Origin of the sequence: Streptomyces sp. NBC_00670, from assembly GCF_036226765.1 — a bacterium.
In the GTDB taxonomy this organism is placed as follows: Bacteria; Actinomycetota; Actinomycetes; order Streptomycetales; family Streptomycetaceae; genus Streptomyces.
The window spans coordinates 257,835-284,064 of the sequence record NZ_CP109017.1 but is presented as its reverse complement, the minus strand read 5'-3'; the positions used below and the strand labels follow the sequence as shown (position 1 = coordinate 284,064).

Annotated in this window: 23 protein-coding genes; 9 read left to right on the top strand and 14 right to left on the bottom strand. The window is 72.4% G+C overall.

Annotated elements, in window-relative coordinates; translation table 11 throughout:
- Window positions 1-83: 83 nt before the first annotated feature.
- From OIE12_RS01230 to OIE12_RS01205, 6 genes are all read right to left on the bottom strand, one after another.
- The gene (locus OIE12_RS01230; protein ID WP_329130736.1) at window positions 84-605 is read right to left on the bottom strand and encodes a CAP domain-containing protein; all 522 of its coding nucleotides are present in this window, start codon (window positions 603-605) and stop codon (window positions 84-86) included.
- Between the two features lie 147 nt (window positions 606-752).
- Window positions 753-1,478, bottom strand: coding sequence for a chitinase (locus tag OIE12_RS01225; RefSeq protein ID WP_329130734.1), 726 nt, complete (start codon window positions 1,476-1,478; stop codon window positions 753-755).
- A gap of 35 nt (window positions 1,479-1,513) precedes the next feature.
- Window positions 1,514-1,930, bottom strand: a complete 417-nt coding sequence (locus tag OIE12_RS01220) for a cysteine/serine endopeptidase inhibitor (protein WP_329130732.1) — start codon at window positions 1,928-1,930, stop codon at window positions 1,514-1,516.
- 209 nt (window positions 1,931-2,139) lie between these two features.
- Window positions 2,140-3,264 (bottom strand): ROK family transcriptional regulator, encoded by a 1,125-nt coding sequence (locus OIE12_RS01215; RefSeq protein ID WP_329130730.1) that lies wholly within the window; start codon window positions 3,262-3,264, stop codon window positions 2,140-2,142.
- A gap of 198 nt (window positions 3,265-3,462) precedes the next feature.
- Window positions 3,463-4,965 carry a sensor histidine kinase gene (locus OIE12_RS01210; protein WP_329130728.1) on the bottom strand — a complete coding sequence of 501 codons (1,503 nt, stop codon included), beginning with the start codon at window positions 4,963-4,965 and terminating at the stop codon, window positions 3,463-3,465.
- Entirely contained in the window at window positions 4,962-5,681 is a 720-nt protein-coding gene (locus OIE12_RS01205; protein WP_329130726.1) for a response regulator transcription factor, read from the bottom strand. Before OIE12_RS01205 ends, OIE12_RS01210 begins: the two co-directional genes overlap by 4 nt.
- 347 nt (window positions 5,682-6,028) lie before the next feature.
- Here OIE12_RS01205 and OIE12_RS01200 point away from each other — a divergent pair, with 347 nt between their 5' ends.
- Both OIE12_RS01200 and OIE12_RS01195 read left to right on the top strand, forming a co-directional pair.
- Window positions 6,029-6,673: a DUF6461 domain-containing protein gene (locus OIE12_RS01200; protein ID WP_329130724.1), complete on the top strand. Its 645-nt coding sequence runs from the start codon at window positions 6,029-6,031 to the stop codon at window positions 6,671-6,673.
- A 136-nt stretch (window positions 6,674-6,809) separates the two neighbouring features.
- Window positions 6,810-7,220: a VOC family protein gene (locus OIE12_RS01195; RefSeq protein ID WP_329130722.1), complete on the top strand. Its 411-nt coding sequence runs from the start codon at window positions 6,810-6,812 to the stop codon at window positions 7,218-7,220.
- Window positions 7,221-7,273: 53 nt separating this feature from the next.
- On the opposite strand, the gene OIE12_RS01190 is transcribed toward OIE12_RS01195, so the two are convergent.
- The gene (locus OIE12_RS01190) at window positions 7,274-7,591 is read right to left on the bottom strand and encodes a hypothetical protein (protein WP_329130720.1); all 318 of its coding nucleotides are present in this window, start codon (window positions 7,589-7,591) and stop codon (window positions 7,274-7,276) included.
- A gap of 95 nt (window positions 7,592-7,686) precedes the next feature.
- Between OIE12_RS01190 and OIE12_RS01185 the strand changes: the two genes are divergently transcribed.
- Window positions 7,687-8,592: a LysR family transcriptional regulator gene (locus tag OIE12_RS01185; protein ID WP_329130718.1), complete on the top strand. Its 906-nt coding sequence runs from the start codon at window positions 7,687-7,689 to the stop codon at window positions 8,590-8,592.
- Between the two features lie 8 nt (window positions 8,593-8,600).
- On the opposite strand, the gene OIE12_RS01180 is transcribed toward OIE12_RS01185, so the two are convergent.
- A complete protein-coding gene (locus OIE12_RS01180) occupies window positions 8,601-8,975 on the bottom strand; it encodes a MerR family transcriptional regulator (protein WP_329130716.1) in 375 nt (124 codons plus the stop codon).
- Between the two features lie 121 nt (window positions 8,976-9,096).
- On the opposite strand from OIE12_RS01180, the gene OIE12_RS01175 reads away from it, so the two are divergent.
- Both OIE12_RS01175 and OIE12_RS01170 read left to right on the top strand, forming a co-directional pair.
- Window positions 9,097-9,435 (top strand): EthD domain-containing protein, encoded by a 339-nt coding sequence (locus OIE12_RS01175; protein ID WP_329130714.1) that lies wholly within the window; start codon window positions 9,097-9,099, stop codon window positions 9,433-9,435.
- A gap of 95 nt (window positions 9,436-9,530) precedes the next feature.
- Window positions 9,531-9,932, top strand: coding sequence for a DUF3592 domain-containing protein (locus OIE12_RS01170; protein ID WP_329130713.1), 402 nt, complete (start codon window positions 9,531-9,533; stop codon window positions 9,930-9,932).
- Between the two features lie 31 nt (window positions 9,933-9,963).
- On the opposite strand, the gene OIE12_RS01165 is transcribed toward OIE12_RS01170, so the two are convergent.
- Genes OIE12_RS01165 through OIE12_RS01155 form a run of 3 tightly spaced genes read right to left on the bottom strand, consistent with a single transcriptional unit; the run spans window position 9,964 to window position 12,961 of the window.
- Window positions 9,964-10,608 (bottom strand): DAK2 domain-containing protein, encoded by a 645-nt coding sequence (locus tag OIE12_RS01165; protein WP_329130711.1) that lies wholly within the window; start codon window positions 10,606-10,608, stop codon window positions 9,964-9,966.
- Window positions 10,605-11,612 (bottom strand): dihydroxyacetone kinase subunit DhaK, encoded by a 1,008-nt coding sequence (locus OIE12_RS01160; protein ID WP_329130709.1) that lies wholly within the window; start codon window positions 11,610-11,612, stop codon window positions 10,605-10,607. The genes OIE12_RS01165 and OIE12_RS01160 overlap by 4 nt, the downstream gene beginning before the upstream one ends.
- Complete coding sequence (locus OIE12_RS01155; RefSeq protein ID WP_329130707.1) at window positions 11,609-12,961, bottom strand: MFS transporter; 1,353 nt, start codon at window positions 12,959-12,961, stop codon at window positions 11,609-11,611. The genes OIE12_RS01160 and OIE12_RS01155 overlap by 4 nt, the downstream gene beginning before the upstream one ends.
- A gap of 173 nt (window positions 12,962-13,134) precedes the next feature.
- Between OIE12_RS01155 and OIE12_RS01150 the strand changes: the two genes are divergently transcribed.
- From OIE12_RS01150 to OIE12_RS01135, 4 genes are all read left to right on the top strand, one after another.
- Complete coding sequence (locus OIE12_RS01150) at window positions 13,135-14,019, top strand: dihydrodipicolinate synthase family protein (RefSeq protein ID WP_329130706.1); 885 nt, start codon at window positions 13,135-13,137, stop codon at window positions 14,017-14,019.
- 84 nt (window positions 14,020-14,103) lie between these two features.
- Window positions 14,104-14,802: a GntR family transcriptional regulator gene (locus OIE12_RS01145; RefSeq protein ID WP_329130704.1), complete on the top strand. Its 699-nt coding sequence runs from the start codon at window positions 14,104-14,106 to the stop codon at window positions 14,800-14,802.
- Between the two features lie 20 nt (window positions 14,803-14,822).
- Window positions 14,823-16,247 carry an aldehyde dehydrogenase (NADP(+)) gene (locus OIE12_RS01140; RefSeq protein ID WP_329130702.1) on the top strand — a complete coding sequence of 475 codons (1,425 nt, stop codon included), beginning with the start codon at window positions 14,823-14,825 and terminating at the stop codon, window positions 16,245-16,247.
- A gap of 77 nt (window positions 16,248-16,324) precedes the next feature.
- The gene (locus tag OIE12_RS01135) at window positions 16,325-17,515 is read left to right on the top strand and encodes an MFS transporter (RefSeq protein ID WP_329130700.1); all 1,191 of its coding nucleotides are present in this window, start codon (window positions 16,325-16,327) and stop codon (window positions 17,513-17,515) included.
- A gap of 23 nt (window positions 17,516-17,538) precedes the next feature.
- Here the strand turns inward: OIE12_RS01135 and OIE12_RS01130 are convergent, their stop codons facing one another.
- The 3 genes from OIE12_RS01130 to OIE12_RS01120 all read right to left on the bottom strand — a co-directional run bounded on the left by OIE12_RS01130 (window position 17,539) and on the right by OIE12_RS01120 (window position 25,740).
- On the bottom strand, window positions 17,539-18,081 hold the full coding sequence (locus OIE12_RS01130) for a TetR/AcrR family transcriptional regulator (RefSeq protein WP_329130698.1): 543 nt from the start codon (window positions 18,079-18,081) through the stop codon (window positions 17,539-17,541).
- On the bottom strand, window positions 18,062-18,679 hold the full coding sequence (locus OIE12_RS01125; protein ID WP_329130696.1) for a sugar O-acetyltransferase: 618 nt from the start codon (window positions 18,677-18,679) through the stop codon (window positions 18,062-18,064). Before OIE12_RS01125 ends, OIE12_RS01130 begins: the two co-directional genes overlap by 20 nt.
- Before the next feature lie 110 nt (window positions 18,680-18,789).
- The gene (locus tag OIE12_RS01120; protein WP_329130694.1) at window positions 18,790-25,740 is read right to left on the bottom strand and encodes a glycoside hydrolase domain-containing protein; all 6,951 of its coding nucleotides are present in this window, start codon (window positions 25,738-25,740) and stop codon (window positions 18,790-18,792) included.
- Window positions 25,741-26,230: the final 490 nt, after the last annotated feature.

The window sequence follows — 26,230 nt, the reverse complement described above, 5'->3', positions numbered from 1 at the left end:
GCGCGTGGGGCCCCGCACCATGACCGCCGCTCGCGGTGTGCCGCTGCAGCGGCACACCGCGAGCGGCGGTCATGGTGTCGTGGTCAGAACTTGCTGCCGAAGTCCTGCGTCCAGTAGGTCACGTGCTGGGTACCGCTCTTCTTCACATAGCCGACGCCCAGGTGCTCGAGCGAACAGTTGAGGATGTTCGCCCGGTGTCCCGGGGACTTCATCCAGCTTCTGACCACCGCGGCGGCGGAACGCTGCCCCCCGGCGATGTTCTCCGCGAGTGCGTTCCAGCCGGTGTACCCGGCGTTCTCCGCCCTGTCCACCAGGGTGCTCCCGTTGGAGCCGGTGTGGTCGAAGAAGTCGTGCCGGGCCATGTCCGCGGAGTGCCGCTGGGCGGCCCTGGTGAGCGCCGGGCTGGCCTTGAGCCGGGGACAGCCGGCCGCGACCCGTCGGTCGTTGGTCAGCTTGAGCACCTGGGCCCGCAGCGTCTGCACGGAGCGGACGGAGGGAGCGGAGGGAGCGGGCGCCGCGGCGGCCGGTGCGGTGCCGGTGGCGGACAGCGCGGTCGTCGCCGCGGCGGCGGTCAGCAGCGTGGCGAGGGGTTTGGATATGTGCATGGTCGTTCCCGTCGGATTCGGTGCCGTCGGATCGGGTACGGGCCCCCGCCCGGCGGGTTCGCCGCCGGGCGGGGCCGAAGGCGGTCACGCTGCGAGGCCACGTCCGTCGGGCCGGGAACCCGCGCGCGTGACCACGGGGAGCGTCCGTCAGCAGCTCTTCTTCTTGCCGGGCGCGACGTGCAGGAGCTTGGCGAACTTCGTGTACGTGACGACGCGGTCGTGCACCTGCGCCGGGTTGCCACCGTTGCATTCGATGCTGCCGTTGATGGCGCGGATGGTCTGCCCGAATCCGGCACCGCTCACCATCGCGTGGTGGGGAGTCGTCGTGCCGGAGCCCGCCGACCGCATCCAGAACCAGAGCGCCGTCTTCCAGGCGACGACGGCGTTCTTCTGGACGAGGCCGGGGTGGTGCAGCAGGTCGATGCCGAGGGCGTCGCCGGCGGCCTTGTAGTTGAAGTTCCAGCTCAACTGCAGGGGGCCGCGGCCGTGGTAGGCGGACTGGCCGGCCGGGCAGCCGTAGGAGAAGTTCACGTCGTCGCAGTAGCTCGACCACGCGGCCTTGTTCTGCTCGACGATGTATTTCAGCCCGCCGGTCTCGTGGGAGACGTTGGCGAGGAAGGCGGCGGCCTCCCGCTTTCTGACGGCGGCGTTTCCGGTGTGCGCGAAGGCCGGGAACTTCTTCATCGCCTTCTTCAACGAGGCGTAGCTGTAGAACTTCTTGTGGTGGGGGAACATGCGGTTGTATTCGGCCTTGTTGACGACGAAGCCACCCTGCGCGGCCGGGGCGGCCGACGCCGTGGCGGCCAGGGGGACGAGAAGGGTCGAGAACAACAGGGCTGCCAACAGCCCGACGAGTACGCGAGTTCTGGACATCGGGACGACTCTCCTTACGACGTGACGCACTTGACTTACCTGACGAATTTCCACTTGACGCCCTTGAGGACGCCCTGGGCGGGGTTGCCGAGCTTCGCGAAGGCCGGTGCTCCGAGGTCGATGGCATTCGGGGCGCAGCCCCAGCACTTGTCCCTGACCGGGACGGTGATGGACCTGCCCCGGTAGGTCACGCGCACCTTGGTGTGGCACAGCGGGTCCCTGTTGGGGTTGGCGGTGGTCCACCATTTCTGCGCGACGGCCACGATGCGCTGCGTCGCCGCGTCGAGCGGCTTTCCGCAGGCGCCGGTGCCGGCGTCCGTGTAGAACGTGGCTTTCCCGTGGTGCACCTTCCCGAGTGGAACGGCGGAGGCGGGACTCGCCTCTACGACGCCGAGAAGGGCGGCCGCCATGCCTATGGTGATGACGCTTCGGACACGCCTGCTCGTGGGCATGCTGAAATCGGTCCTCTCTTGCGCTGTCGGAAAGTGCGGTGGAGGCGCGGGATCGGTAATCACGGCGGCGCGGCACCGCAAGGTGACGGGTCGGAAGCTTAGGGAGCCACGCATTTTTGTGTCGAGGTCCCGTCAATATTCCGGAGCCGGATTAATGACGTCGTTAATCGGGGATGACCGCGTAACCGCGCACGGAATCACTGACGCGATCACGTGCGGCATCGAACGCCGACGGCGGCACCGGACGGGAGGCCGGGGCCCGTCCGCCGTCCGGGCCGGCGCAGCAGGGACAGGGCGCCGAGAGCGGCGGCGAACTCGCCCAGCGCGGCCGGGCGGACGGGCGGGGAGGACCCCGGGCCGCGCAGGGTGGCGTGCGCGCGCATCTCCCGCTCCAGCGGCTCCAGCAGCACCGTTCCCGCGCTGGGGAGTTCGCCTCCCACGACGACGACACCGGGCTCGACCGCGTGCACCAGCCCGGCCAGCACCCGCCCCGCGAGGCTCCCGGCCCGCGCCACCGCCGCGCGGGCGGCAGGCTCCCCCGACCGCGCCGCGGCCACCAGTCGCGTCACGTCCGCCATGTCCGGACAGGCCCGCAGCACGGCTCCCGTGGACGCCACCGTCTGCAGACAGCCGCGCCCGCCGCACCCGCACGGCAGTCCCTCGGCCTCCACGGTGATGTGTCCGAACCGTCCCGACCGGCCATGTGCGCCGCGGTGCAGCGCACCGCCGCTCACCAGCCCCCCGCCGACCTCTTCGGACAGCTCCAGATAGAGCACGTCCCGCTGCCCCTCGGCCGCACCCCACACCGACTCGGCCAGGGCCGCCAGCCGGGAGGCGGTGTCGAGCCGGGCCCGGGTGCCGAACGCCCGGCCGGTCATCACCGCCACGGTCCGCTGCTCGGCCGGTGTCGCCGGGCCGGGCGCCGGGTCCGGCACCGAGACCCCCACGCCACTGAGAAGGCCGTGGCGCAGTCCGCCGCCGGTCAGGGAACCGGCCAGCCGGTGTGCCAGGGCGATCCGTTCCGGCCACGGGGCGTCGTCCGGGTGCGGCATGTGCGCCCTGCCGATGTCGTCGTCGGCCACCGTCATCGTGACCACGCGGACCGCCCGCCGGCCGAAGTCGATGCCGACCGCGCAGCCGGCCTCCGGGTTCAGCGCCAGCTTCTCCGCCGGCCGCCCCCGGCCGCGCGGTCCGGAGTCCGGCACCGAGGCGAGCACGAGCCCGCCGTCCACGAGCCCGCTGACGACCTCGTACAACGTGGTCCGCGACAGCCCGCACAGTTCACCCAGCTCGCCGCGGGTGAGCGGGCCGAACTCGCGCAACAGGCGCACCACCAGATCCGAGTAATGACCACGTGCGCGCGACGTGGACGAGTTCCGCGGCGCCCCGGGCGGGGCCGAGTGGGTTCGCACGACGGGCACTTGACGCATCCCTCCTCGCAGCGGGTTCCGCTCCGCTGCGAGGAGGAAAGTAGGCAGGGTTCTTGTGGAAATTTTGTGACCGGACGGCCCGTCCGTCCGCGGGAGGCTCCCTCAGCCGGGTCCCGTCGGCCGCTGCCGCGCCTCGGCGGTCAGCCAGTCGCGGCTCAGCAGCGGCAGGGTGTGCCGCACCTCCCGGATGCCGGTGGCCGGCAGGAGCACCTCGAAGCGTGCTCCGGGGGTGCCGTCGGGGCGGTCGCCCACCGCGATCCGGCCCTGGTGCAGGGCGATCTGCTGGGCGACCAGGGTGAGACCGAGACCCGAACCGGGGCTGTCCGGGCTGCGGTGGAAGCGCCGGAAGATCTTCTCGCGCAGCGCGGGGGGCACGCCGGGGCCGTGGTCGTCGACCGTGAGGAGCGCGGCCGGCGCGCCGCCCTCGTCCACCGGGCGCAGGTTCACTTCGATCCGTGCCCCGCCGTCCCCCGCGCGGCCGTGCGTCCAGGCGTTGACGAGCAGGTTGTCCACGGCGGAGCGCAGTCCCTCCGGCCAGGCGTGCACCAGCAGACCGCCGGTGGCCCGTACGGACAGCCGCACCTCGGGACGGGTCTGCCGCAGGTCCGCGGCCGAGGCGCGTACCACGTCGGCCAGGTCCAGTTGGGTGAAGGCGTCCACCTCCACCAGATCGCCCTGGGCCAGGGTGCGCAGCATGGCCAGCAGTCCCAGCAGCCGGGCCTGTTCGCGACCCACCTCCGCCAGGATCTCCCGTCGGTCGGCCGTGTCCAGATCCGGGTACTCGGCAAGGACGTCGAGGTTGGTGCGCATGCTCGTCAGCGGGTTGCGCATCTCGTGCGCGGCCGCCGCGGCGAAGGACCGTGCGGTGGCCAGCGCCTCACCGGCGCGCGCGGCCTGCTCGTCGTACCGTGCCAGCGCGGTGCGAAGGGTGGCGGCGAGGTCGTCCACCTCGGTGACACCGCTCGGGGTGTGGTCCAGGCGCAGCACGGTGATCCGGGGGTCGAGCCCGCCGGCCCGCCGCTGCAGCCGCAGCAGTGGCCTGGCGGCCCGGTTGGCGACGAGCCAGGCGATCACCCAGGTCACGGGGACGGACAGCAGGACCACCAGCACCATCCGGTGGCGTACGTGCGAGAGCTGTGTCTGGTAGGGGGTGTCCGGGGAGAACATCCAGAGGTTGGGGCCGTCGGGAGGGGTGCCGTTCGGCGGGGTGATGCGCCGGGACATGACCAGCCAGGTGGTGGATCCGGAACCGTCGGGTCCCAGCGTGGCCGGGCTCTTGGCCTCCGCCGGCAGCTTGCGCTCCGGGTCGAGTGCCGGGCCCGCCTGGACGACGCCGTCCGGACCGTCCAGCCGGAAGCCGACGTCCAGCGACGAGGTGATCAGCCGGCGCCGGGCGGCCTTGGCGACGACGGGATGGTGCGCCTCGACGGCCTGGACGTACGCGGTGGCGTTGTGGGTGAGCGTCGTGGCGCGGGAGCGGAGCTGGCGCTCCTGCGCGGCGTGCAGATCCTCGGAGAACCAGGCGTACAGCAGCCAGTTGGTGGACAGCGCGAGGACCGGCACGATGACGGCGGCCGCCAGCGCGAACCGGGTGGAGAGCCTCACGACGCGGCGCCGGTCGCTTCGGCGGCGTGCGCGTCCGCGCGCAGAACGAACCCGACGCCCCGCACGGTGTGCAGGATGCGGGGGTGGCCGTGTGCCTCGGTCTTGCGCCGCAGGTAGCTGATGAACGTGTCCACGGCGTCGGTGCGGACCCGGGCGTCGTATCCCCAGACATGTTCGAGCAACTGGCCACGGGTCAGGACGATCCCCGCGTTGCGGGCCAGCATCTCCAGCAGGTGGAACTCACGCGGTGTCAGGTGCAGGGGCCGCCCGTCCAGAGTCGCCTGCCGGGACGACGGCTCTACGACCAGGGCGCCGGTCCGGATGCGGTCCGTGGGCGCGGGCGGGCGCCGGCGCAACAGCGCGTGCAGCCGCAGCCGCAACTCCTGCAGTGCGAACGGCTTGACCAGATAGTCGTCCCCGCCGGCTTCCAGCCCGGCTATCCGGTCCGCCACTTCGTCCAGCCCGGAGAGCATGAGGACGGGCACGTCGTCGCCGTTCTCACGCAGCGCCCGGCACACGTCGATGCCGCTCGGCCCCGGCATCCGGACATCCAGGACGACGATGTCGGGGCGCAGCCGGCCGAGTGCCTCCAGCGCGGCATGCCCGTCCGCGGCCAGCGCCACGTCGAAGCCGCCGAGCCGGAGTCCGCGCTCCAGCGAACGCCGGGTACTCACGTCGTCGTCGGCCACGAGGACACGTCCGGCTCTGCCCGCCATGCACTGCTCCGATCAACTGCCAGGCCCACGCGGCCATTTGCTCCCCAGTGCCGTCTCAACATACACATCACGCGCGACCGTCCGCACCCGGCGTGTGGTGCGCGGGCCGCCCGTGGACGACCTGGCGGCCTGGAACGTTGGCGCCCTGCCCCATGTCCAGGACCTGGTCATGCGCGTCCAGGGTGTCTCGCTGGAGGCCGGTCGGTCGTGAGGGAACCTACTGGGAGACCTTCGACAGAGGATGAACTCCGGGTGTTCGCACGGTTGTTGGCTCTGCGGGGCACGTCCGGGGCCGGTGGCGCGGTGACTATGATCGCCGTCGACCGCCGACACCGAGAGGGCCCCGCATGCCGACACCCGGATTCCCGCCGCACACCCTCGACGAAGGCGGAGGGCCGGTCTGGCTCAGTGACCTGGCCGCGGCGGACCCGAACCACGCCCTGCACGTCGTGCGGGGGCTGGAGCCCGCTGAGGCGCTCGAGACCCTGGGGGCCAAGCCGCGTCTGTTCCGGCCGTGCGAACTGCCCGCGGCCAAGCCCGACGACTGGACCTCCCTGCCGGCCGCCGCGCTCGGCGAGGGGAACTCGTGCGCGGTGCTGCTGTCGGGCCGCGTCGGCGAGTGGACCTTCGTCTACGACGACAGCGGCTACACCGTCGGTGACGACGACACGAAGGCACTGTCCGCCCACGGCCGGACGGCGGCCACGAGCGTCTTCACCATCAACGCCGACGCGAGCCTCGTCTATGCCGTCGACGGTGCGCAGATTGCCTGGATCGACGTCGACGACCTGGACCTCGAGCGGGATCTTCCCGGCATGCCGGACGAACTGCGCGCGGCGTTCCAGGCGGCCGGGACCGCCGAGGCCGACTACCTCGACTCCAGCGAGCCCGACTACGACATCGCCATGCGCGCCATCTGCGCCCTGGCAGGACTGGTCCGCACCACGGACGAGCTGCGCCGCATCCCGCTGCTCGCGACCCCCTTCGGCTGATCCCGGACCACTGCCCCGGGGAGGGCGGGCGAGGACCTTCTTCCCTGTCAGTTGCTGGAGAGAGACGGCGCTGACCGTGAGCGCGGACCTGCGGGAGGGTGGACCGGCGGTCCTTAGGTCCGGCGGAGGGGCCGCCGTGGCCTCTGGCATGCTGCTCATCATGCGCATCCTCCGTACCTACGCACGCGTCTACGCCACCGATCCGGACGCGGCGCTGGAGCCCCTCGGTGTCGCCACCGGGCAGTCGGTCACCAGTCGGTTCGCGCTGCCCAACGGGCTGGAGCTGGCCACCGTCGGGGAGGTCCTGGTGGTGGCGGGGGACGAGGAGACGCTGGAGCCGTACCGGGCGACGGCGGCCACCCTGATCGTGGACGATCTCGACGCGTGCCGCTCACGTCTCGACGAGGCGGGGGCACGGATCGTACGCGGCCCGCAGGACGTGCCCACCGGACGGAACCTGACCGCCAGGCTGCCCGGCGGCGTCCAGCTCGAATACGTCGAGTGGAGCGACGAGCAGTGGGAACGGGACGGGGGCCGGCCCGCCTGAGCGCCGCCGCCCCCGGCGTGAGCCGGTGCCGGGTACCGGCTCCTCCCGCCCGCTCAGCCCAGCGGCTCGTGGTTGGCCCAGATCGCCTTGTACGGGTGGCGGGCCTGCCAGCGCGCGATGAACTCGCCGACGCCGGGCATCGCGAAGCTGGCGTCGAGCGCGTCGAGGTCGGCCACCCCCAGTTGCACGATCGCGTCGGCGACGGCCACCGGGGCGTGGTCGTCGCCCGGGACGCGCAGGTGCGGCCGGACCACGCAGGAATCGACCAGGCCGGAGTCCGTCACCAGCTCCTCGAACTCCTTCAGGTACTGCTCCAGCTCACTCGGGGGAATCGGACTGTCGAACGCGACGATCATCGTGTGGTGAATCATGACGCCAGTGAACAGGCGTTTCTCCCGCCCGTCCAAGATCCGTCCGTTCCCGTTCGATGCCTTGCGGGAATGGATCGGGCGATAGGCTCGCCCGTATGGCCGAACTGGAGACCCGCGAGCTGGAGTACTTCGTCGCCGTCGCCGAGGAGCTGCACTTCGGCCGCGCCGCGACCCGGCTGGCCCTCGCGCAGCCGGCCCTGTCCAAGGCGGTCCGGCGGCTGGAGTCCCGGCTCGGGACGACACTGCTGCACCGCTCCAGCCGGCACGTCGCCCTCACCCCCGCGGGCGAGGCGCTGCTGACCCACGGCCGGCACGCGCTCAACGCCGTCGCGGCCGCCGCCGAGAAGGCCCGCCGGGCCGGCGACCGGCAGGACAGGCTGCGCCTGGTGATCAAGGCCGGCGGCGACGCCAACCTCCTGTCCGGCATCCTGGCCGCCTACGCCCGCCGGCCCGACGCCCGCCAGGTGGACATCCTCTTCGGCGGCGCCACCGACCGCGCCGACCACGTGCGCGACGGCCGCGCGGACGTCGCCCTGCTGTACGTGCCGTTCGACGACACGAGCGGCCTCGACCACGAGACGCTGACGGTCGAGGGGCGCGTCGCCGTCCTGCCGCCCGGCCACCGCCTCGCCGCCCGCCCCGAGGTCACTCTCGCCGACCTCGCCCAGGAGGCACTGCCCCGCTGGAAGGGCGTGCGCTGGACCGGGGCGCCCGAGGGCCGGCCGGGGCCCGAGGTCGAGGACGGGGCGGTCCTCTTCGACATGATCAGACTGGGCCGCACGGTCGCGGTCCTGCCCCGCTCACTGGCCCTGCCCGCCCAACCCGGCCTCGTCTACCGGCCGGTGGCCGACGCACCCCGCAGCGCACTGGTCGTCGCCTGGTCCCAGGACGACCGCCGCCCCCTCGTCGCCTCCTTCGTCGCCGCCGCGACGGAGGCGGCGCAGGCGGTGACCGGGGAAGTGGTGACCGGGGGCGCGGTGGCCGGGGAAGCGGTGGCCTGACGCCGGCCCTACGGCGTGTCGCCCGGTCGCGCCGCCAGGTACTCCCGGTTGACCTCGATGAGACGGTCGAGCTCGCTCCTGGCGGCGGCGAGACCGTCCATCGCGGAGGACAGCCGCGCCCGCTCGTCGTCCATGATCGCCAGGGCCCGCTCCGCCCCGCCCCGGCTCGGCTCCGCCATGCACGGCACCATCTCGGCGATGGTGCCGGTGGACATGCCCGCGGCCAGGAACGCCTGGATGAGACGGACCCGTTCGACATGGCCGTCGTCGTAGTGCCGCTGCCCGCTGGACGAGCGCGCGCTGACCAGCAGGCCCTGGTCCTCGTAGTAGCGCAGCGACCGACGGCTGACACCCGTCCGGGCGGCCAGTTCCCCGATCCGCATCCCGCCTCCCGCCCGTGCGCCGGACCACGGCGACTTGCCCTTGACATCGATGTGAGGGTTTAGGTTAACCCGCGAGGTCGCGCGGCCCGCCCATCCCTGCAACCGGCGGAGAAGGAACAAGATGCTCAAGTTCGCCTACATGATCAACCGCGTCGAGGGCCTGTCGTTCGAGCAGTTCGTCGAGCACCACCGGAACCGGCACGCCCCGCTGTTCACCTCCATCCCGGAGGCGCGGCGCCTCGTGCGGAAGTACACCGTCTCCCACCCGGTGCCCGCCGGGAACTACCCGGCCCCCGCCTACGACGGACTGACGGAGATCTGGTTCGAGGACTGGGCGGACCACGACGCCTTCTTCGCGTCCGAGAACTACCGGACGCTTGTCCAGCCGGACGAGGCGGCCTTCATCGACAGGGGGTCGGTGGCGGTCATGGTCACGGAGGAGCGAGTGGTCGTGGAGTGACCGAGGCCCTTGGCAACCGGGAATGCGATCAGCGCGTCCTCGCTACCGATCGCCCAACCGGGCGCGGTGGAAAGGCGGGTGGCGCGGTGTCGTTCGTGGCGGTTCCGCTCTGCGGGGCGGTCGCGCTGCTGTTGTTCGCGTACGCCCTGCGGGAGTTCCTGGCGGTACGGCGGCTGCGGCGGCGCGGGGTCCGGGCCCAGGGCTTCGTGGTCGACAACGTGTGTGTCGACAGCGACAGCGGACCGGAGTGGGTCCCCGTCGTCGCCTTCACCGACCGCCGGGGCCACCGGGTGGAGTTCTCGCCGCGGGCCCGGGGTGTCGGGCTGGGGCTGGCGACGGGGCGGGAGGTGCCGGTGCTGTATCTGCCGGACGATCCGCGCGAGGCCCGGGTGCTCATGTGGCGGCACGTCGAGGGGACGGCGGCGTTCATCTTCCTCTGCGGTGCCCTGTTCCTGGCCGGTGCCGTGGTCTTCGCCGTGGCGGGCTCCTCGGGCTGAGGCCCGAAGCGCCCGCCGCGTCCGGGGCGGGTCAGGCCCGCGACCGCGCCCCCGGCACCGCCGGCAGGTACTTGGCGAGTTCGCCCGGAGCCTCCTCCCGCGCCCGTGCGTGGGACCAGAACAGCAGGGCGACGCCGAGGGCACCCGGGTCGGGGGAGCCGACGGCGCGCTCTCCGACGTAGGAGGCGCGGCCGCGGCGGGCGCGCAGGGCGGCGGTGGCGCGGGCGCCGTCGAGGGCGGCGAGGGCCGTCTCCCGGGGGCCGGCCCCCGCGTCGAGGGCGTTCCGGGCGGGGACGAGTGTGTCGACCATGGTGCGGTCCCCGGGCTCGGCCTCGCCGACCCGCTGGATCGCCGCCAGTCCCTCGCCGATCCCGGCGCGCCAGGCGGCGTGCTCGTCGGAGTGGTCCGCGTGTGCCCGGGCCAGTTCCTGGAAGAGCAGCCCGATGAGCGGGCCGCTCGTGCCGCCGACCTCGTCGAGGAAGACGGCGGCGGCGACGGCGTAGGGCGGCCGGTCCGGGTGGGCGTCCAGTGCGGCGGTGACCCGGTCGAGGCCCTCGCGGAGGTTGTCGCCGAAGTCGCCGTCGCCGGAGAGCTGGTCGAGGGCGGTGAGGGTGTCGTGGGCGGTGTGCGCGGCGGCGGCGTAGGTGCGCAGCACCAGGCTCTGGTCGGTGGTCATCGGGCGGACTCCGGGGCGGGGAAGGCGGGGGTGCGGGCGGGGGCGTGCCAGTGGGCGGCCCAGTCCTCGCGCAGTGCGGTGAGGGTGAGGGAGAAGCCGCTCATGTCGAGGGCGGGGACGAATGTGCCGACCAGCCGGCCGGCCACTTCCAGGCCCCGCTTCTCGAGCGCCTGGCTCACCCGGGCGTGGATCGCGTACAGCTCCAGCAGGGTGGTCGCGCCCAGGCCGTTGACGAGCAGCAGGACGGAGCCGGCCGTCGCGGGCAGCGCGTCGGCGACCTGCTCGGTCATGCGGTCGACGAGCTGTTCGAAGCCGGGGTGCTCCACGGTGGTGGCGGCGCGTTCGCCGTGGATGCCGACGCCGTACTCCAGGGTGCCCTCCGGCAGGGTGAACGCCTCCCCGCCGCGTGAGGGCGCCGTCTGGGCGCGGGCGGCGACCGCGACGCTGCGCGAGGCGGCGGCGAACTCGGCGCCGAGCGCGGCCAGTTCGTCGAGCCCGGCGCCGGAGTCGGCGGCCCCGCCAAGGAGCTTCTCCACCAGTACGGTGGCTCCGGTGCCGCGCCGTCCGGTCGCCGTCTCCTCGCTCTCGGTGGCGAGGTCGTCGTCGACGAGGACACGGCGGACGGGGATGCCGTCGGCCCGCAGCCGTTCGGCGGCGATGCCGAAGTTGATGCGGTCACCGGTGTAGTTCTTCACGATGTGCAGGACGCCCTCGGGCCCGGCGACGGCCTTGGACGCCTCGTACACCTGCCGGTTGTGCGGGGAGGCGAAGACCCGGCCGGGGACGGCGGCGTCCAGCATCCCGGCGCCGACGAAGCCGGTGTGCAGCGGCTCGTGGCCGGAGCCGCCGCCGGAGACGAGGCCGACGCGCCGGGCGGGGTGGCGTTCGCGGGCGGTGACGTAGAGCGGGTCCTCGTTGAGGGCCAGCAGCCCGGGGTGGGCCAGGGCCAGGCCGTGCAGGGCCTGTTCGACGGGGGTTTCGGCGGGCAGGAACAGGCGGTTCACGAGACCTGGGTCCTTTCACGGTGGGGTGCGGCGTCGCCCGCGGGCAGGGCGTGCTCGGGCGCCTCGCCGGCGCGCAGCCGGGTGGCGGCCAGTCCGGACAGGACGGCGACGCCGACGCAGTAGGCGATCAGCCACGACCAGTGGCCGCCGGCCGCGGAGAGCAGCGCGGTGCCGATGAGTGGGGAGAGCCCGCCGCCGAGGGTGGCGCCGATCTGCTGGGTGACGGACAGCCCGGTGTAGCGGACGTTGACCGGGTACAGGTTGGAGAACAGGGCGCCCTGCGCGCCGTACATCGCGGCGTGCCCGACGCCGAGGCCGAGGGTCATGCCGACGGTGTAGCCCCAGAACTGGCCGGTCTCCATCAGGAGGAAGAACGGCAGCGCGAGGACGGCCTGGAAGGCGGCGCCGAAGATGTAGACCTTGCGCCGGCCGACGCGGTCGGAGAGGGCGCCGAAGTACGGCAGGGTGACGCACTCGACGGCGCAGGCGATGAGGACGGCGAGGAGCACCGGTCCCTTGGCGAGGTCGAGCTCGGTGGTGACGTAGGTGATGGCCACCACGTAGTAGATGTTGAACAGACCGCTCTCGGCGATCTTGGCCAGGACGGAGAGGACGACCGTGGCGGGCTGGCGGGTGAGGACCTGCTTCACCGGCAGGCTCTGCACCTCGCGGTCCTCGCGCATCTTGACGAACTCGGGGCTCTCGGTGACGTGCAGCCGCATCCAGATGCCGACACCGACCAGCAGGATGCTGGCGAGGAACGGCATGCGCCAGGCCCAGGAGTCGTAGGACCCGGAGGGCAGGGTGGCGTCGAGGATGCTGACGAGGCCGACGGGTATCAGCACGCCGGCCGGGGTGCCGATGTGCACCAGTGAGGTGAAGAAGCCCTGGCGGGAGCGGGGACTGTATTCCAGGGCCATCAGCACACCGCCGCCGTACTCGCCGCCCATGCCCAGCCCCTGGACGAGCCGGATGAGGACGAGCAGGACGGGGGCCGCGACGCCGATGCTGTCGTAGGAGGGCAGCAGGCCGATCGCGAAGGTGCCGAGGCCCATCATCAGCATGGTGATGATCAGCACGTTCTTGCGGCCGAGGCGGTCGCCGAAGTGCCCGAAGAGGATGCCGCCCAGCGGCCGGGCGGCGTAGCCGACGAAGTAGGTGGCGAAGGCGGCGAGGGTGCCCACCAGGGGAGAGGCGTCGGGGAAGAAGACCTTGTCGAAGACAAGGGCGGCGGTGGTCGCGTACAGGGTGAAGTCGTAGTACTCGACGGTGGTTCCCAGGGCGCTGGCGGTGACGACCTTGCGCAGGGAGGACTCCCGGGAAACGGGGGTGGCGGCCGGTTGGGGCATGCTCGCTCCATTGCGATGGCGGCTCGGATGACGCGGTGGGAACCCCTCCAGGGTGGAGGAGAAAGACCGTGTCCGGAAATCGACGGTTCTGATGAACCAGGACCGCGTGCTAGCATCTGATGCATCAGACATTACATCCGCACTGAGGTCGCGGCAATACCCGGGAGACGCACGTGAAGGACATCCAGCTCGGCGGCATGATTTCCACCGTTGTCACGCCGTTCGACGAGAACGACCAGGTCGACCTGGATCTGCTGCGCGGCGAGGTGAAGTACCTCCTCGATCAGGGCGTGACCGCCATCTGCGCCTGCGGCAGCACCGGCGAGGGCCAGACCCTCTCCCTGGAGGAGAGCGCCGCCATCTGCGCCACCGTCGTCGACGAGGTAGGGGGTCGGGTTCCGGTCATCGGCGGCGTCATCCAGAACTCCACCGCCCAGGCCAAGCGCTACTCGCTGGCGCTCAAGGAAGCCGGCGTCGACGCACTCCAGGTCACCCCCGTCCACTACGTCTTCGCGCCCTCACCCGAGGAGACCGTCGCCCACTACCGCGAGATCGGCGAGGCCGCCGACCTGCCGATCGTGCTCTACAACGTGGTGCCCTGGGCGCTGGTCCCGGTCGACACCATCGAGCTGCTGCGCGACGTCCCGCAGGTCGTCGCCATCAAGCAGTCCGGCGGCGACATCCACCTCCTCGCCGACCTGCTGCACCGCATGCGCGACCGCTTCACCGTCCTCGCCGCACTCGACGACCTGCACTACCCGGCCTTCGTCATGGGCGCCCACGGCGCGCTCGCCGCCATCCCCACCGTCACCCCGCGCCTCAGCGTCGAACTGTGGGACGCCGTCCAGGCCGGCGACCACGCCAAGGCCCTCGAACTGCACGAGCGCATCCTCACCGTCTGGCGGGCCATCGACGCCCCCAACCTGCCCGCCACCCTCAAGGCCGCGCTCGAACTCCAGGGCCGCGCACCCGGCCTGCCGCGCCGCCCGTTCAAGCCCGCCACGGACGCCGAGCGGGAACGCATCCGCACCGCCCTCGAAGCCGCTAACCTGATCTGATCCATCAGATGCTGTGTCCACCGGCGCCGGTACCGCGTCGGCCGGTGCCGGCGGGCCCCTGGAAGCCGGACAAGAAGGGCGATCATGGCCACCCCCTCCGTTCGTAGCCGCGGCGGCGCCGCCCCGCTCGTCGTGGAGTCGATCTCCGGACAGCTCTACTCGATCCTGTGCGACCGCATCACCACCGGCGTCTACGCGCCCGGCTCCCGCATCGACCCCCAGGCCATCGCCACCGAATTCGGCGTGTCGCGGACCCCGGTCCGCGACACGCTGGTGCGCCTGGAGCACGACCGGCTCGTGGAGACCCGGCCCCGCTCGGGCACCTTCGTCACCCGGCCCACCCGTCAGGACGTCCACGAGGTGTGCCAGCTCCGCAAGGGCCTGGAGTGGCTCGCCACCGGCGTCGCCGCCGAGGCGATGCCCCTCGCGCAGATCGCCGATCTGCGCGAGGAGGCCGTCGCCGCGCTGCGCGCCGCCGAACAGGGCGACTACGAACCGTTCTTCGCGAGCGACACCCGCATCCACCACGAGATCATCGCCCACACCGACAACAGCAGGCTGATCGCGGCCCGCGAATCCGTCGAGCCCTTCGTCTACTGGCTGCGAGTCCTCGGCGCCACCGGCCCGCACCGCCTCGCCGGCTCCACCCGGCGCCACCTCGACATCCTGGACGCCATGGCCGCGCGCGACATCGCCGCGGCCCAGGAGGCCGCCGCGCTCCATCTGACCGAGGTCGAGGAGTGGACGCTGGCCGACATGGCTTCCCACGACATCGTCACCTGACCCCTTACGAGGTCCCCCACATGAACACCGCACCACCCGCCACCCCCGCGTCCACCACCCCCGCGCCGGCGCTCGACACCGTGCTGGCCAGGGCGAAGGCCGCCGCCGAACGCCTTCGCACCTCCACGCCCGCCGACCGCGCCCGGCTGCTGACCGTGCTCGCCGACGCCCTCGACGCCGCCGCCGGCGAACTCGTCCCCCTCGCCCACCGCGAGACCCACCTCCCCGAGGCCCGGCTCACCGGCGAACTCGCCCGCACCACCTTCCAGTGCCGGCTGTTCGCCGACCGCCTCGCCTCCGGCGCCCTGGACGACGTCCGCGTCGACCACACCGACCCCGACTGGCCGATGGGCGCCCGCCCCGACATCCGGCGCACCACCGTGCCGCTCGGCCCCGTCCTGGTCTTCGCCGCCGGGAACTTCCCCTTCGCGTTCAGCGTGCTGGGCGGCGACACGGTCAGCGCCCTCGCCGCCGGCTGCCCCGTCGTCGTCAAGGCCCACCCCGGGCACCCCGGACTGTCCCGGCGCACCGCCGCCGTCGCCACGGCCGCCCTGACCGACGCCGGTGCCGCGCCCGACCTGCTCCAGCTCATCGAGGGCGAACAGGACGGCGCCGACGCCGTACGCGACCACCGGATCAAGGCCGTCGGCTTCACCGGGTCCACGCGCGGCGGGCACCACCTCTTCCGGCTCGCCGCCGGCCGCCCCGACCCCATCCCCTTCTACGGCGAACTCGGCTCCACCAACCCCGTCGTCGTCACCCCCGCCGGCTGGGCCGAACGCGGGCCGGACATCGCCACCGGGTTCGCCGCGTCCTTCACCGCCGGCTCCGGTCAGTTCTGCACCCAGCCCGGCGTGGTGTTCGTCCCCGACGCCGACGCCTTCCTCGCGGGCCTGCCGCCGCTCGCCGCGGGCCCGATGCTCGACGACCGCATCGCCACCGGCTACGCGACCGCGCTCGACGACCTCGCCGCCCAGGACGGCGTCGGCGTCGCCGCACGCACCCCGGGCGGCGACGGACTCCCCGACATCGCCCTGCTGCGCACCACCACCGAAGCCGTGCGCACCACCCCCGCCCTCATCTCCACGGAGGTCTTCGGCCCCGCCTCACTCCTCGTCGAGTACGGCACCCTGGACGAGGTCGAGGACGTCCTCGGCGACTTCGGGGGCACCCTGACCGGCACCGTCCAGGGCGGCCACGGCCTCGACGAGGACGGACTGCGCATGCTCGACGCCCTCACCCGGCACGCCGGACGCGTCATCTGGAACGAGTGGCCCACCGGAGTCACCGTCAGCGACGCCCAGCAGCACGGCGGCCCCTGGCCCGCCTCCACCGCGCCCACCACCACCTCCGTCGGCACGGCGGCCGTGGACCGCTTCCGCCGCCCGGTCGCCTTCCAGAACGTCCCGGAACAGGCCCTGCCGACCGCCGTCCGGGACCGGTAGCCGCCCCCTCGGTCCCACCGTTCCGGCTGCTCACACGGGAGTGTACATTCGTACGCTCCGGGGGTTGGGGTCCCCGCATGACAGTCGACACAGCGGTGGGGCCGGGCCTCGCCGAGCGGCGCGCGCGCCTGGCGGTGGCGGTGCTCTTCCTCACCAACGGGGCCCTGTTCGCCAACCTCCTGCCGCGCTATCCGGAGATCAAGGACGAGCTCGGCATGAGCAACGCCGTCTACGGTCTGGCCGTCGCGGCGTTCCCCACCGGCGCCCTGCTGGCGGGGCTGGCGGCGGGCGCGCTCATCCGCCGCTTCGGCTCCGCCCGGGTCGCCGTCGCCGGGACGCTGCTGACCGGCCTCGGCGTCCTCGTGGCCGCCGTCTCCCACTCGGTGGCGCTGTTCGCGGCGGCTCTGCTGTGCGCCGGGGCGGCGGACGCGCTCACCGACGTCGCCCAGAACGCGCAGGGGCTGCGGGTGCAGCGCCGCTACGGCCGCTCGATCATCAACTCCTTCCACGCGATCTGGTCCGTCGGCGCCGTCACCGGAGGACTCATGGCCGCCGGCGCCCTCGCGCTCGACCTGTCGCCCGCACGGCATCTGACGATCTCGGCCGTCGTCTTCGGCGCCCTGGCCCTGGTCGCCGGACGGTTCTGCCTGCCCGGCCCGGACAGCGAACCGGAGGCCGCCGACCGTGCGGCGCCGCGGCCCGCGGACGGACTGCCCCGCGTCGGGTACGTGCTGGCCGCCCTCGTCGTCATCGCCACCGCCGGCACCCTCGTGGAGGACGCGGGCAACTCCTGGGCCGCCCTCTACCTCTCCGACTCCCTCGGCGCCTCCGCGGCCCTCGCCGCCACCGGCTACATCGCCCTGGTGGGCGCCCAGTTCATCGGCCGCATCATCGGCGACCGGCTCGTCGACCGCTTCGGCCAGCGCACCGTGGCCCGCGCCGGCGGACTGATCGTCGCGGCCGGCATGGGCCTCGCCCTCGCGGTACCGACCCTGCCGGGAACCGTCCTGGGCTTCGCCGCCGCCGGATTCGGCGTGGCCACCCTCGTGCCCGCCGCGATGCACGAGGCCGACGAACTCCCCGGCCTCAAGCCCGGTTCCGGACTGACGATCGTCTCCTGGCTCATGCGGCTGGGCTTCCTGCTCTCCCCGCCCGTCGTCGGCCTCGTCGCGGACGCGGCGGGGCTGCGCACCGGGCTCCTCGTGGTGCCCGCGGCGGGGGTGCTCGTCGTCCTGCTCGCCGGGGTGCTGCGGGAACGCCGGAGCTGAGGCCCCCACGGGGTCGGCCGCCGTCAGACCGTGGTGATACGGGCGACCGCCCGCAGCGTCAGCTCCCGGTCGTGCGGTGCCCGGTCCAGGGCGCGGTGCAGCGCGAGCCCCTCGATGAGACCGTCGAGCTGGCGGGCGGTGTCCGCATCGAAGTGCCGCTCCAGCAGTTGGCGGCTGCGCAGCATCCACGCCTCGGTCAGCTCCCGGTACTCCGGGCGCCGGGCGGCCAGGGTGTACAGCTCCTGGGAGAGGACCAGATTCCGCTGCGGCCCCTCCGACAGCGCGTGGATGAGGTCGGTGACCGCCTGCCGGGCCGCCTCCACCCCGTCGACCGGGGCGAGATGCTGCTCGAAGACGGCCACGATGTGATCGGCGAACCGTGTGAACGCCTCCCGCAGCAGATCGTCGATGCCGGCGAAGTGATAGGTCATCGACCCCAGCGGAACCCCCGCCCGCGCGGCGATCCGGCGGTGCGACACCCCCGCGACGCCCGCCTCGGCGATGTGGTCGAGGGCGGCGGCGAGGATCCGCTCACGCCGCTGCGGATCAGTGTGCCCCGTGGCCATCCGCCGCCTCCTCCGGTTCCAGGTCGCGCACCGGCCGGGCCGGGTTGCCGACGGCGACGACGTTCGCGGGAATGTCCCGGGTGACGACGGCCCCGGCCCCGATGACGCTGTTGTCCCCGATCGTCACCCCGGGGCAGACGATCACGCCGCCGCCCAGCCAGACGTTGTCCCCGATCGAGAGGGGCCGCGCGGCCTCCAGCTTGTCCCGCCGCGGCCCCGGCTCCACCGGGTGGGTCGGGGTGAGGAGCTGGACGTTCGGCCCGATCTGGCAGTCCTCGCCGATGGTGATCGCCGCGACGTCCAGCGCGGTCAGGCAGTAGTTGACGAAGGTACGGGCGCCGATGGAGATGTTGCTGCCGTAGTCCACGTAGAGCGGCGGCCGCACCTCGACGCCCTCTCCCACCGCGCCGAGCAGCTCCACCAGCACCGGCCGGGCCGCCTCCGGGCCCTCCAGGTGCGCGGCCTGGTAGCGGACGGCGAGCCGCATCGCCCGCCGCTGCCGGCGTGCGATCTCGGGGTCGTCGGCGAGATAGAGGTCACCCGCGCGCATGCGCTCCAGCTGGGTGCGGGGGTCGCCCGCGAAGTAGTCCTGCGACATGCGGCCGATCGTACAGGCGGGAGCGTACGAACGTACGCATACCGCCCGTGAAACGGCCGCCGCCGCCAGGACGACCGTGTCGTCCTGGCGGCGGCGGGCTCACCTGGTGGTCACCACCTTCCCGGCCCGTTCCGTCCCGCCCACTCCGTGGCCGGTGACCAGAGCGGACCGCCGCCGGAGCCCCGGCCGTCGCCGCCCCCGTCGTGACCGCCGGACGCGTACGGCCGGTGGTCGTGGCCCGAGCGCCGGAACCCGATGGTGTACGTCCGGGTGACCTCACCGTTGGCCGAGGTCACCGTGAGCGTACGGGTGGTGAACCGGGACGAGTCCGAGGTGAGCACGGAGCCGCCGCTGGTGACCTTCACCCGCGCTCCGGACGCGGCCGGCACCGCGGTGACCGCCGGAATCGGCCGGTTCTTCGGCCAGTCGACGACGTAGGTGGACACCTCCGGGTCGAACCCGTCGATCGCGGCGCCGCCCACGGTGAGCGCGCGGGCGTCCGCGACACTCGCCCTGGTGGCGTCCGCGAAGTTCGTCACCGTGACCGAACCGTCGGCGTTCACGACCACGTCCGCCGCCATCGCGGCCGCCAGGTTGATCCGCTGCCAGCTCGCGCCGCCTTCCCCGGTCAGGTCGAGCGGGTACCCGGAGTCCGTCGCCGTCTGCTCGAGGATCTGGGTGCGCTGCGCGGTGGTGAGGTCCGGGAAGGCCGTGACCAGCAGCGCCGCCGCGTCGGCCGGCGCCTTCAGGGCCTGCCCCGCCTTGCCCGTACGGGAGAACCCGTAGGTCAGCCGCTGTGTGTACAGGTCGATGTCCTGCGCCGTGCTCAGCCCCCCGTACGGGTCGCCCGCGCACGCCGTCAGGGTGTCGCCGTAGCCCTCCTTCTCGCACCGCGCGAGCAGCACGTTCTCGATCTCGGTGTGGGCCTGGGTGAGCAGCTTCTCGAACTCGGGGTCCGCCCACCGGTGCGCCACGGTGGCCTGGGCGCCGATGCGGCCGCCCATGACGTCGAGCGGGTAGTGGAACCCGAGGACGATCCGGTTGTTCCCGTACTCCGAGGCGCGCGCGAGGATCGACGGTGCCAGCTCCGGAAGGAGCGTGGCCAGGATGGTCCCGGCCTCGTAGCCGCCGTAGGTGTGACCGCTCGGGTACGACCCGCTGGTGGCGAGGCCGCTGTAGGACCCGTCCTGCGACTCGTAGATGTCACCGCCGTCCCCGACGAACCCGAGCCGTACGTACGGCCGCAGGTAGTCGAAGTGGTTCTTCGCCGCGTCGTGGGTGTCGAGGTTCTCGGTGACGCGGGAGAACAGCGCGCTGGTCTTGGGCAGTTGGCCGCCGTTCAGCGCGTCCTCGTAGAGCGTGCCGAGCCGCGAGCCGAGACCGTCGGCCATCGTGACGGTCGCGCTGTGCGACGCGTCGACCTCGGCCCGGTCCACCTCCTTCTGTGTCGCCGCGTTGTTGATGCGGACGGCGATCTCGTCGTTCTCGGCGGTGAGCGGGGTCCCGGCGGGCGACTTCTCGTTGGCGCCCAGGACGGTGGACGGCAGGTCGTCGAAGCCGCTGAGCAGGTTGTTGAAGTAGTCCGTGCCGTCGTCGGTCTTCGGCCACTCGTCCGACGCGTAGTCCGCGTCGAGCGTGTCGTCGGGGAACGGGGACGGCTCGTACGTTCCGGGGTCGGAGGCGTCGGTCGCCGTCGTGCCGGCCGTGTCGGCCGTGCTGGTGGCGTCCGAGGTGCCCGCCAGGGTGAGGGCGGTGACGGTCGCCGTGTGCGCCTTGGCCTTGCTCTCGCTGGTGAGCAGTGCCGTGTCCGCGGTGCCGGACACGTGCGCGGTGGTGCCGTCGTCCAGCATCACGGTGTAGCCGAGGACCGGGAAGCCGCCGTCACCGGCCGCGCTCCAGGTCACCCGGACCTGCCTGCCGTCGGTGAGCACCCCGGTGACGGTGGGCCGCTGCGGCGTGCTGCCCCCGGTGACCACGGGCGCGGTGGCGGCGCTCGCGTGCGAGGTGCCGACCGCGTTCACGGCGCGGACCCGTGCCGTGTACGACCGGCCGGTGGGCAGCCAACTGAAGGTCGTGGCCCGGCTGTCCGGGTCGTGGATCTCGACCTGGTGGTCGTCGTCCAGGACCACCACGTAGCCGGTGACCGGGGAGCCGCCGGTGTCCTCGGGGGCGGACCAGCCGACCTTGACGCTGGTGCCGGACACGGTGGCCGACACGGCGCCGGGTGCGGCGGGCACCGTCCTGCGCCTGGTGGTGAGCGCGGACATGGCGTGGTCGAGGGCCTTGTACCGGGTGGTCAGGGTCTCGTCCTCGGCCGCCTCGTCCGCGAGCGCGGTCTTCGCGGCGGTCAACGCCTCGGTGAACGCCTTCCAGGAGGCGTCCGTGTAGCGGGCGTCGACCAGGGCCGACGCGGTGGCGACCAGGCTGTCCAGCCTCAGCCGCGGCAGCGGGACGAGCTGCTTGGCGGCCAGGGTGAGACCACGGGTCTGCGTGTCCACCTCGAGCTGGGTCGCGTCGTCGGCGTCCACGAGGGCGCGGGCGGCGGCCAGTTCGCGCTGGAACACCCCGAAGTCGATGCTGCCGTACCGTTCCGCGTCGTCGGACAGCCCCGCGTACCGCTCGATCGCCTTGTTCAGCGCGGCCTTGTCCGTCTCGGCGGGTGCCTCGACGTGGCTGAAGGTGATCCGGCCCAGGTTGGCGACGTACGGGTGCGAGGAGTCCGCGTTCGTCGTCAGCCGGAGGTGGACGCCGTGCGTGCCGGTGATCGACTTGGGCAGGGTCAGGCTCGTCGTACCGCCGGACGACCACGAACTTCCGGTGACGGGCAGCGGGACGGTCGCGTACGGCGTGCCGGGGTTCGCCGCGTCGAAGTCGTCCAGGTAGAGCTGGACGGCCGAACCGGTGCCGCAGCGCGCGGAGTTGTTGACGTAGGTGAGCGTGACGGTGTTCTTCGCCGAGCGGCCGAAGTCGATGTCGCCGTAGTCGAGCCACGCCCCGTCGTAGGTGCCGCCGAGGTCGGTGGCCGAGCCCGCGTCGCTCCAGCCGGCCGGCTCGCTCTTGAGCCCGCCGCCGCTGTGCGCGTCGAACGCCGTGGCGTCGAAGAACACCGGGGCGTCGGCACTCTGCGTCAGGGTGAGCGCGTGGATGTTGGCCACGTACGGCCGGTCGGAGGTCTGGGTGCTGGAGACGAAGTCGGCGTAGACGTCCTGGACGCCGGTGAAGACGCTCGGGTCCAGCCGGACGGTCGTGGTGGCGAGGGTGCCCCAGCCCGAACCGGTGTAGTCCAGGGGGATGTCGACGCTTCTCGTGCCGTCCTTCGAGCCGAGGTGCAGCTCGATGTGCGAGTCCGACGCGGCACGCGACTGCGGCTTGTCGTACTGGACGGTCACGCTGTCGGCGCCGTCACCCAGATCGGTGCCGTGCCACTCGGCCCACGCGCCGTTCGTCACGTTCTCGAAGATGCCGCCCGAGAGCTTCAGCGGCAGCGAACCGTCGCCGGTCGTGGTGCTGTTGGCCGCGGTGAGCGTGGCGAGCGTGGTGGTGGGGGAGGAGGACACGTCGTACGGGGAGAACTGGTACCAGTCGAAGTTCGACACCCAGCTCTGTCCGGACGGGGCGTGGAAGACGAAGGTCGCGGCCGAGGCGTTCAGCAGGGCCTCGGGGTCGGTGACGGTCGCCCGCACCGTGGTGTAGCTCTGCCAGCTTCCCGTGCCGGGCAGCGAGACGGTGGCGACCACGGGGCCGTCGGCGTCACCGGCGTGGATGTCGACGCTGCTCGGCTTCGCCGTCGTCGCCTGGGAGTTGGCGTAGCGGACGGAGACGCTGTGCGGGGCGACCCCGCCGAAGTCCAGCTTGGTGTACTTCTCCCACGCGCCCTCGGTGACGCCGCCGAGGTCGCCGTCGGAGTAGTAGGCCTCCTTCACCAGGCTCGGACCCTCCATGGCGTCCGGGTCCTCGGCCTGGAGGACGGCGTAGCCGCCCTCGTCGATGGTGAGCGCCTCGATGGCGGACTGGAGCGCGTCGTGCGCGGCCATGAGGGTGGCGGTCGTGGCGGCGGTGTCCGCGAGGACGGTCCGCGCGCGTTCGAGCGCCGACCGGAACAGGCTGAAGGAGCCGTCGGAGTAGTGGGTGCCGCGCACCAGGGAGGCCTGGTCCACGAGAGTCTTCAGGCTTCCGCGCTGCACCGCGGCGGCGGAGAGGAGGAGCGGGTCGGTCACCGACACCCCGGTGCCGCGCACCGACGAGGCCGGCACATGGTGGGCGAATGCCTTGTCGGCGAAGGTGAGGCCGAACCGGGCGTCGACCTTCGCGGTGCCGCTGAGCGACAGCGTCGCCGTGCGTGAGCCCGTCACGCGGAGGTCGGCGGTGACGCCGTCCGGCAGGCCGGTCACCGAGGCCGCACCGGTCCGGGTGAGGCTGGTGCCCTTGCGCGCGGCGAACCGCGCCCGCCCGTCCAGGGTGAGCTTCACGCTGCCGTCGACGGTGCCGTCCGCGGCGGTCTTCACGGTGGCCGGACGGGCGGAGACGACGGTGTCGCCCTTGCCCGTGTCCGTGCCGCCGCCGGTGTCGCCGCCGTCGGTGTTCAGGGAGTACGCGGGCTTGGTGTCCGCGCCCCACTTCGACGGCTTGGCGCCCATGGTGAAGTCCAGGGTGCCGCCGGAGATGATCTGCGAGTAGTCGAGCCAGGTGTTGGAGAACCGGGAACCGTTGTAGGTCGCCCGCTGCACGTAGTAGTTGTCCGGCGAGACGCCGTCCGCCTTCACCGTGAACTTCGTGCCGTTGGCGTAGGTGATGGTCGTCGAGTCGAAGAACGGGCTGCCGATCTGGAACTGGCTGGACCCGGCGGTCACCGGGAACAGCCCGAGCGCGGCGGCGACGAACATGGTCGACATGGTGCCGGCGTCGTTGTCCATCGTCGGCAGGAAGCCCTTGGGGGAGAGCTTGTACACCTGGGTCTTCACCGGCGGGGTGAACTCGCCGCCGGAGCTGGGGGCCTCACCCGTGGAGCCGGTCGCGATGTACCGGTTCCAGGTGGAGCCGGTGTAGATGGCGCGCACCCACTTCTGCGTCAGGCTCGGCTCGCCGACGTAGTTGAAGAGGTAGGGCGCCTGGAGGTCGATCTCGTTGGCGTTGGAGTGCAGCATGGTCGAGCCGTCGTCGGCGTCGGAGTCCTCGCCGAACATGTGCTCGATGGCGGCCCGGCCGGCCTTCTCGCCGCCCATGGCCTTGATCAGACCGCCCATGTCGTAGGCGTCGTACCAGTGGTACTGCCAGAGCGTGCCCTGGTAGAGCTTGGCCTCCTCGAACTTCTCGTAGTCCGCGCTCTGCCAGTCGCCGCCCGAGGCGCGCGGGGTGAGCACACCCACCTTGGTGCCGTCGGCGGCCGTCCAGGCACCGGACTTGACGAGGTTGTCGATGGCCATCGTCGACTGGGTGCGCAGCTTCTCGGCGTCCGCGTCCTTGCCGAGCGCGTCGGCGATGACGGACAGCGCCCACTGGTCGTAGCCGCGCTGGACGGTCGTCCCGGGATCACCTTCGACGTAGCCCTGCCGCAACTGCGTGCCCGTGTAGTAGCCGACGTACGACTTCAGGGCCGGGTAGGCCTCGTCGAGCCGGTCGAAGTTCTTGTAGCCCTTGGACAGCGCGTCGGCGATCACCACGGCCGAACGCTCCCAGCGCACGGTCGGCACCGAGTGCGTGAGGCTGCCCGGGCTCTTGCCCGTGGTGCGCGCGTCGGCGAAGAGCAGGACGGCCGACTGCACCATGTCCCGGTAGGTGGCCGGGTCGATGTACGCCTCCACCGAGTACTTGCGGAAGTCGTCCCAGGTGGACCAGCCGTCGTAGTACGTGAAGCCGTTCGCCTTGTGCACCGCCCCGTCCACGCCGCGGTACGTGCCGCTGGTGCTGGTGGCGTTCACCGGGAGCCCGTACATGCGGTACAGGTGCGTGTAGAACTCCTTGGTGAGCGTCGAGCCGGGGTCCGACGTGGCGGAGGCCTTCACGGCGACGGCGCCGAGGGTGTCGTTCCACTCGGCCTTCGTCCGCGCCTTCGCCTGGTCGAAGCCGAGGTCGCCCACCTCGGCGCGCTGGTCGGCCACGGCCTGTTCGGCGCTGATCGGGGACAGCGTGATGCGCAGTTGGACGTCGTCACCGGCGGAGGTGTCGAACCCGAGGACGGCGCCGGTGTCGGTGCCGTCCTGGGCGGTGGCGTCGCTCAGCTTGCCGTCGTCGCCCCAGCTCTTGAGGGAGGTGACGGGGAGGTTGGTGGTGGCGGCGTAGTACAGCCGGTAGGAGGCGCCGTTGAAGGACCCCGCGATCTGCCCGGTGAGCTGGGTGGTCCCGTCCGCCAGCGTCGTCGCCTTCAGGGTCGAACGGGTGCGGCTGGTGTAGTTGTTGGCGAGGTCGAGGACGAGCTGCGGCGTCGCCCCGGCGGGGAAGCGGTAACGTTCCAGCGCCGTACGCGTCGTCGCCGTCATCTCGGCGTCGATGGTCCCGGAGCCCTGCGTCACCGACGAGCCGGTGCCGGCGAGGGCGCCGAGGCCCACCTGGTAGGAGCCCGGCGTCGCGCGCTCGTCGTCGTGGCTGTACGGGTGCGCGTAACTGCTCGCGGCGGGGCGGCTGTCGTAGCGCACGGAGGTCGGGACGACCAGCAGGTCGCCGCCGCCACCGGAGCCGCCGACCCCGTCGAGATTCGTGGCGGTGAACCCGGCGATGTGGTCCTCGTCGTAGTCGTACCCGGAGTGGTTGCGGCCCGGCGTGGTCATCGGGTTGACCTTGGCCAGGCTGTGCGGGGCCTCGGCGCCGGGCAGGTCGTTGCCGTCGTCGCCCGCGGTCGACACGAACGGGTCGACGAGCTTCGTGTAGTCCGTGCCGCCGGACGACCCGGCGGACGTGGCGGACCCCGCGGCGGTGGCCGCGCCGGGCAGCGCCAGCGCCGTACCGCCGCCGCTCACCAGCGCGGCGAGGCCGAGCGAACCCGCGAGCAGCGCGGCGACCGTCGCCCGCAGCGGCCGGCGGTTCCGGTGGGCGCTCCGCGCCAGGGCCGGGCCGGGCGGGGGCACTTGGGGTCTTATGGATCTTCTCGGCACGAAACCTCTCCAGCGTTCGCGGTACCCGCGCACGCCCCGGCCGACAGGGGGCGAGACAACGTTGTCAGCGCCAAAACGACCGGAACACGCGCACTCGGGGAAAGACGGTAATGGACACGTGCGGAATTGCACCCGCCGCGTGCACAACTGCCTGCTCATCAGACACGGGGAAGGCGTACGAAAGGCGAACCGGACCCGTCCAGAAGGCCGCATGGGTGAACATCCGGTTCGGGGACGGGGCTTGGCGCCCTCATGCGGAGGTTCATATTCCGCATTCGTTCCGAGAAGCCGGTTCCTTCCCGGTCCCCGCCTTCCGGCACGGTGAACGCGCGAACTTGGCCCGACCTCGCACGGACACCCCCCGGAACAGGCCAACCCCCCTGCCCCAGGGGCTGTTCCGCGGCCTCCCAGGGCACTCGCGTGGAGGAGCCGACGGCGGTTCCAGGGCCCGTCGGCCATCGTG

Excerpts from the sequence above, each read along its gene's own strand:
- OIE12_RS01185 (WP_329130718.1), top strand. The coding sequence starts at position 7,687 with ATGGCCGAACTGGAGACCCGCGAGCTGGAGTACTTCGTCGCCGTCGCC.
- OIE12_RS01130 (WP_329130698.1), bottom strand. The coding sequence starts at position 18,081 with ATGGCCACGGGGCACACTGATCCGCAGCGGCGTGAGCGGATCCTCGCC.
- OIE12_RS01145 (WP_329130704.1), top strand. The coding sequence starts at position 14,104 with ATGGCCACCCCCTCCGTTCGTAGCCGCGGCGGCGCCGCCCCGCTCGTC.
- OIE12_RS01200 (WP_329130724.1), top strand. The coding sequence starts at position 6,029 with ATGCCGACACCCGGATTCCCGCCGCACACCCTCGACGAAGGCGGAGGG.
- OIE12_RS01175 (WP_329130714.1), top strand. The coding sequence starts at position 9,097 with ATGCTCAAGTTCGCCTACATGATCAACCGCGTCGAGGGCCTGTCGTTC.
- OIE12_RS01180 (WP_329130716.1), bottom strand. The coding sequence starts at position 8,975 with ATGCGGATCGGGGAACTGGCCGCCCGGACGGGTGTCAGCCGTCGGTCG.
- OIE12_RS01190 (WP_329130720.1), bottom strand. The coding sequence starts at position 7,591 with ATGATTCACCACACGATGATCGTCGCGTTCGACAGTCCGATTCCCCCG.
- OIE12_RS01220 (WP_329130732.1), bottom strand. The coding sequence starts at position 1,930 with ATGCCCACGAGCAGGCGTGTCCGAAGCGTCATCACCATAGGCATGGCG.
- OIE12_RS01205 (WP_329130726.1), bottom strand. The coding sequence starts at position 5,681 with ATGGCGGGCAGAGCCGGACGTGTCCTCGTGGCCGACGACGACGTGAGT.
- OIE12_RS01165 (WP_329130711.1), bottom strand. The coding sequence starts at position 10,608 with ATGACCACCGACCAGAGCCTGGTGCTGCGCACCTACGCCGCCGCCGCG.
- OIE12_RS01125 (WP_329130696.1), bottom strand. The coding sequence starts at position 18,679 with ATGTCGCAGGACTACTTCGCGGGCGACCCCCGCACCCAGCTGGAGCGC.
- OIE12_RS01230 (WP_329130736.1), bottom strand. The coding sequence starts at position 605 with ATGCACATATCCAAACCCCTCGCCACGCTGCTGACCGCCGCCGCGGCG.
- OIE12_RS01225 (WP_329130734.1), bottom strand. The coding sequence starts at position 1,478 with ATGTCCAGAACTCGCGTACTCGTCGGGCTGTTGGCAGCCCTGTTGTTC.
- OIE12_RS01140 (WP_329130702.1), top strand. The coding sequence starts at position 14,823 with ATGAACACCGCACCACCCGCCACCCCCGCGTCCACCACCCCCGCGCCG.
- OIE12_RS01155 (WP_329130707.1), bottom strand. The coding sequence starts at position 12,961 with ATGCCCCAACCGGCCGCCACCCCCGTTTCCCGGGAGTCCTCCCTGCGC.
- OIE12_RS01135 (WP_329130700.1), top strand. The coding sequence starts at position 16,325 with ATGACAGTCGACACAGCGGTGGGGCCGGGCCTCGCCGAGCGGCGCGCG.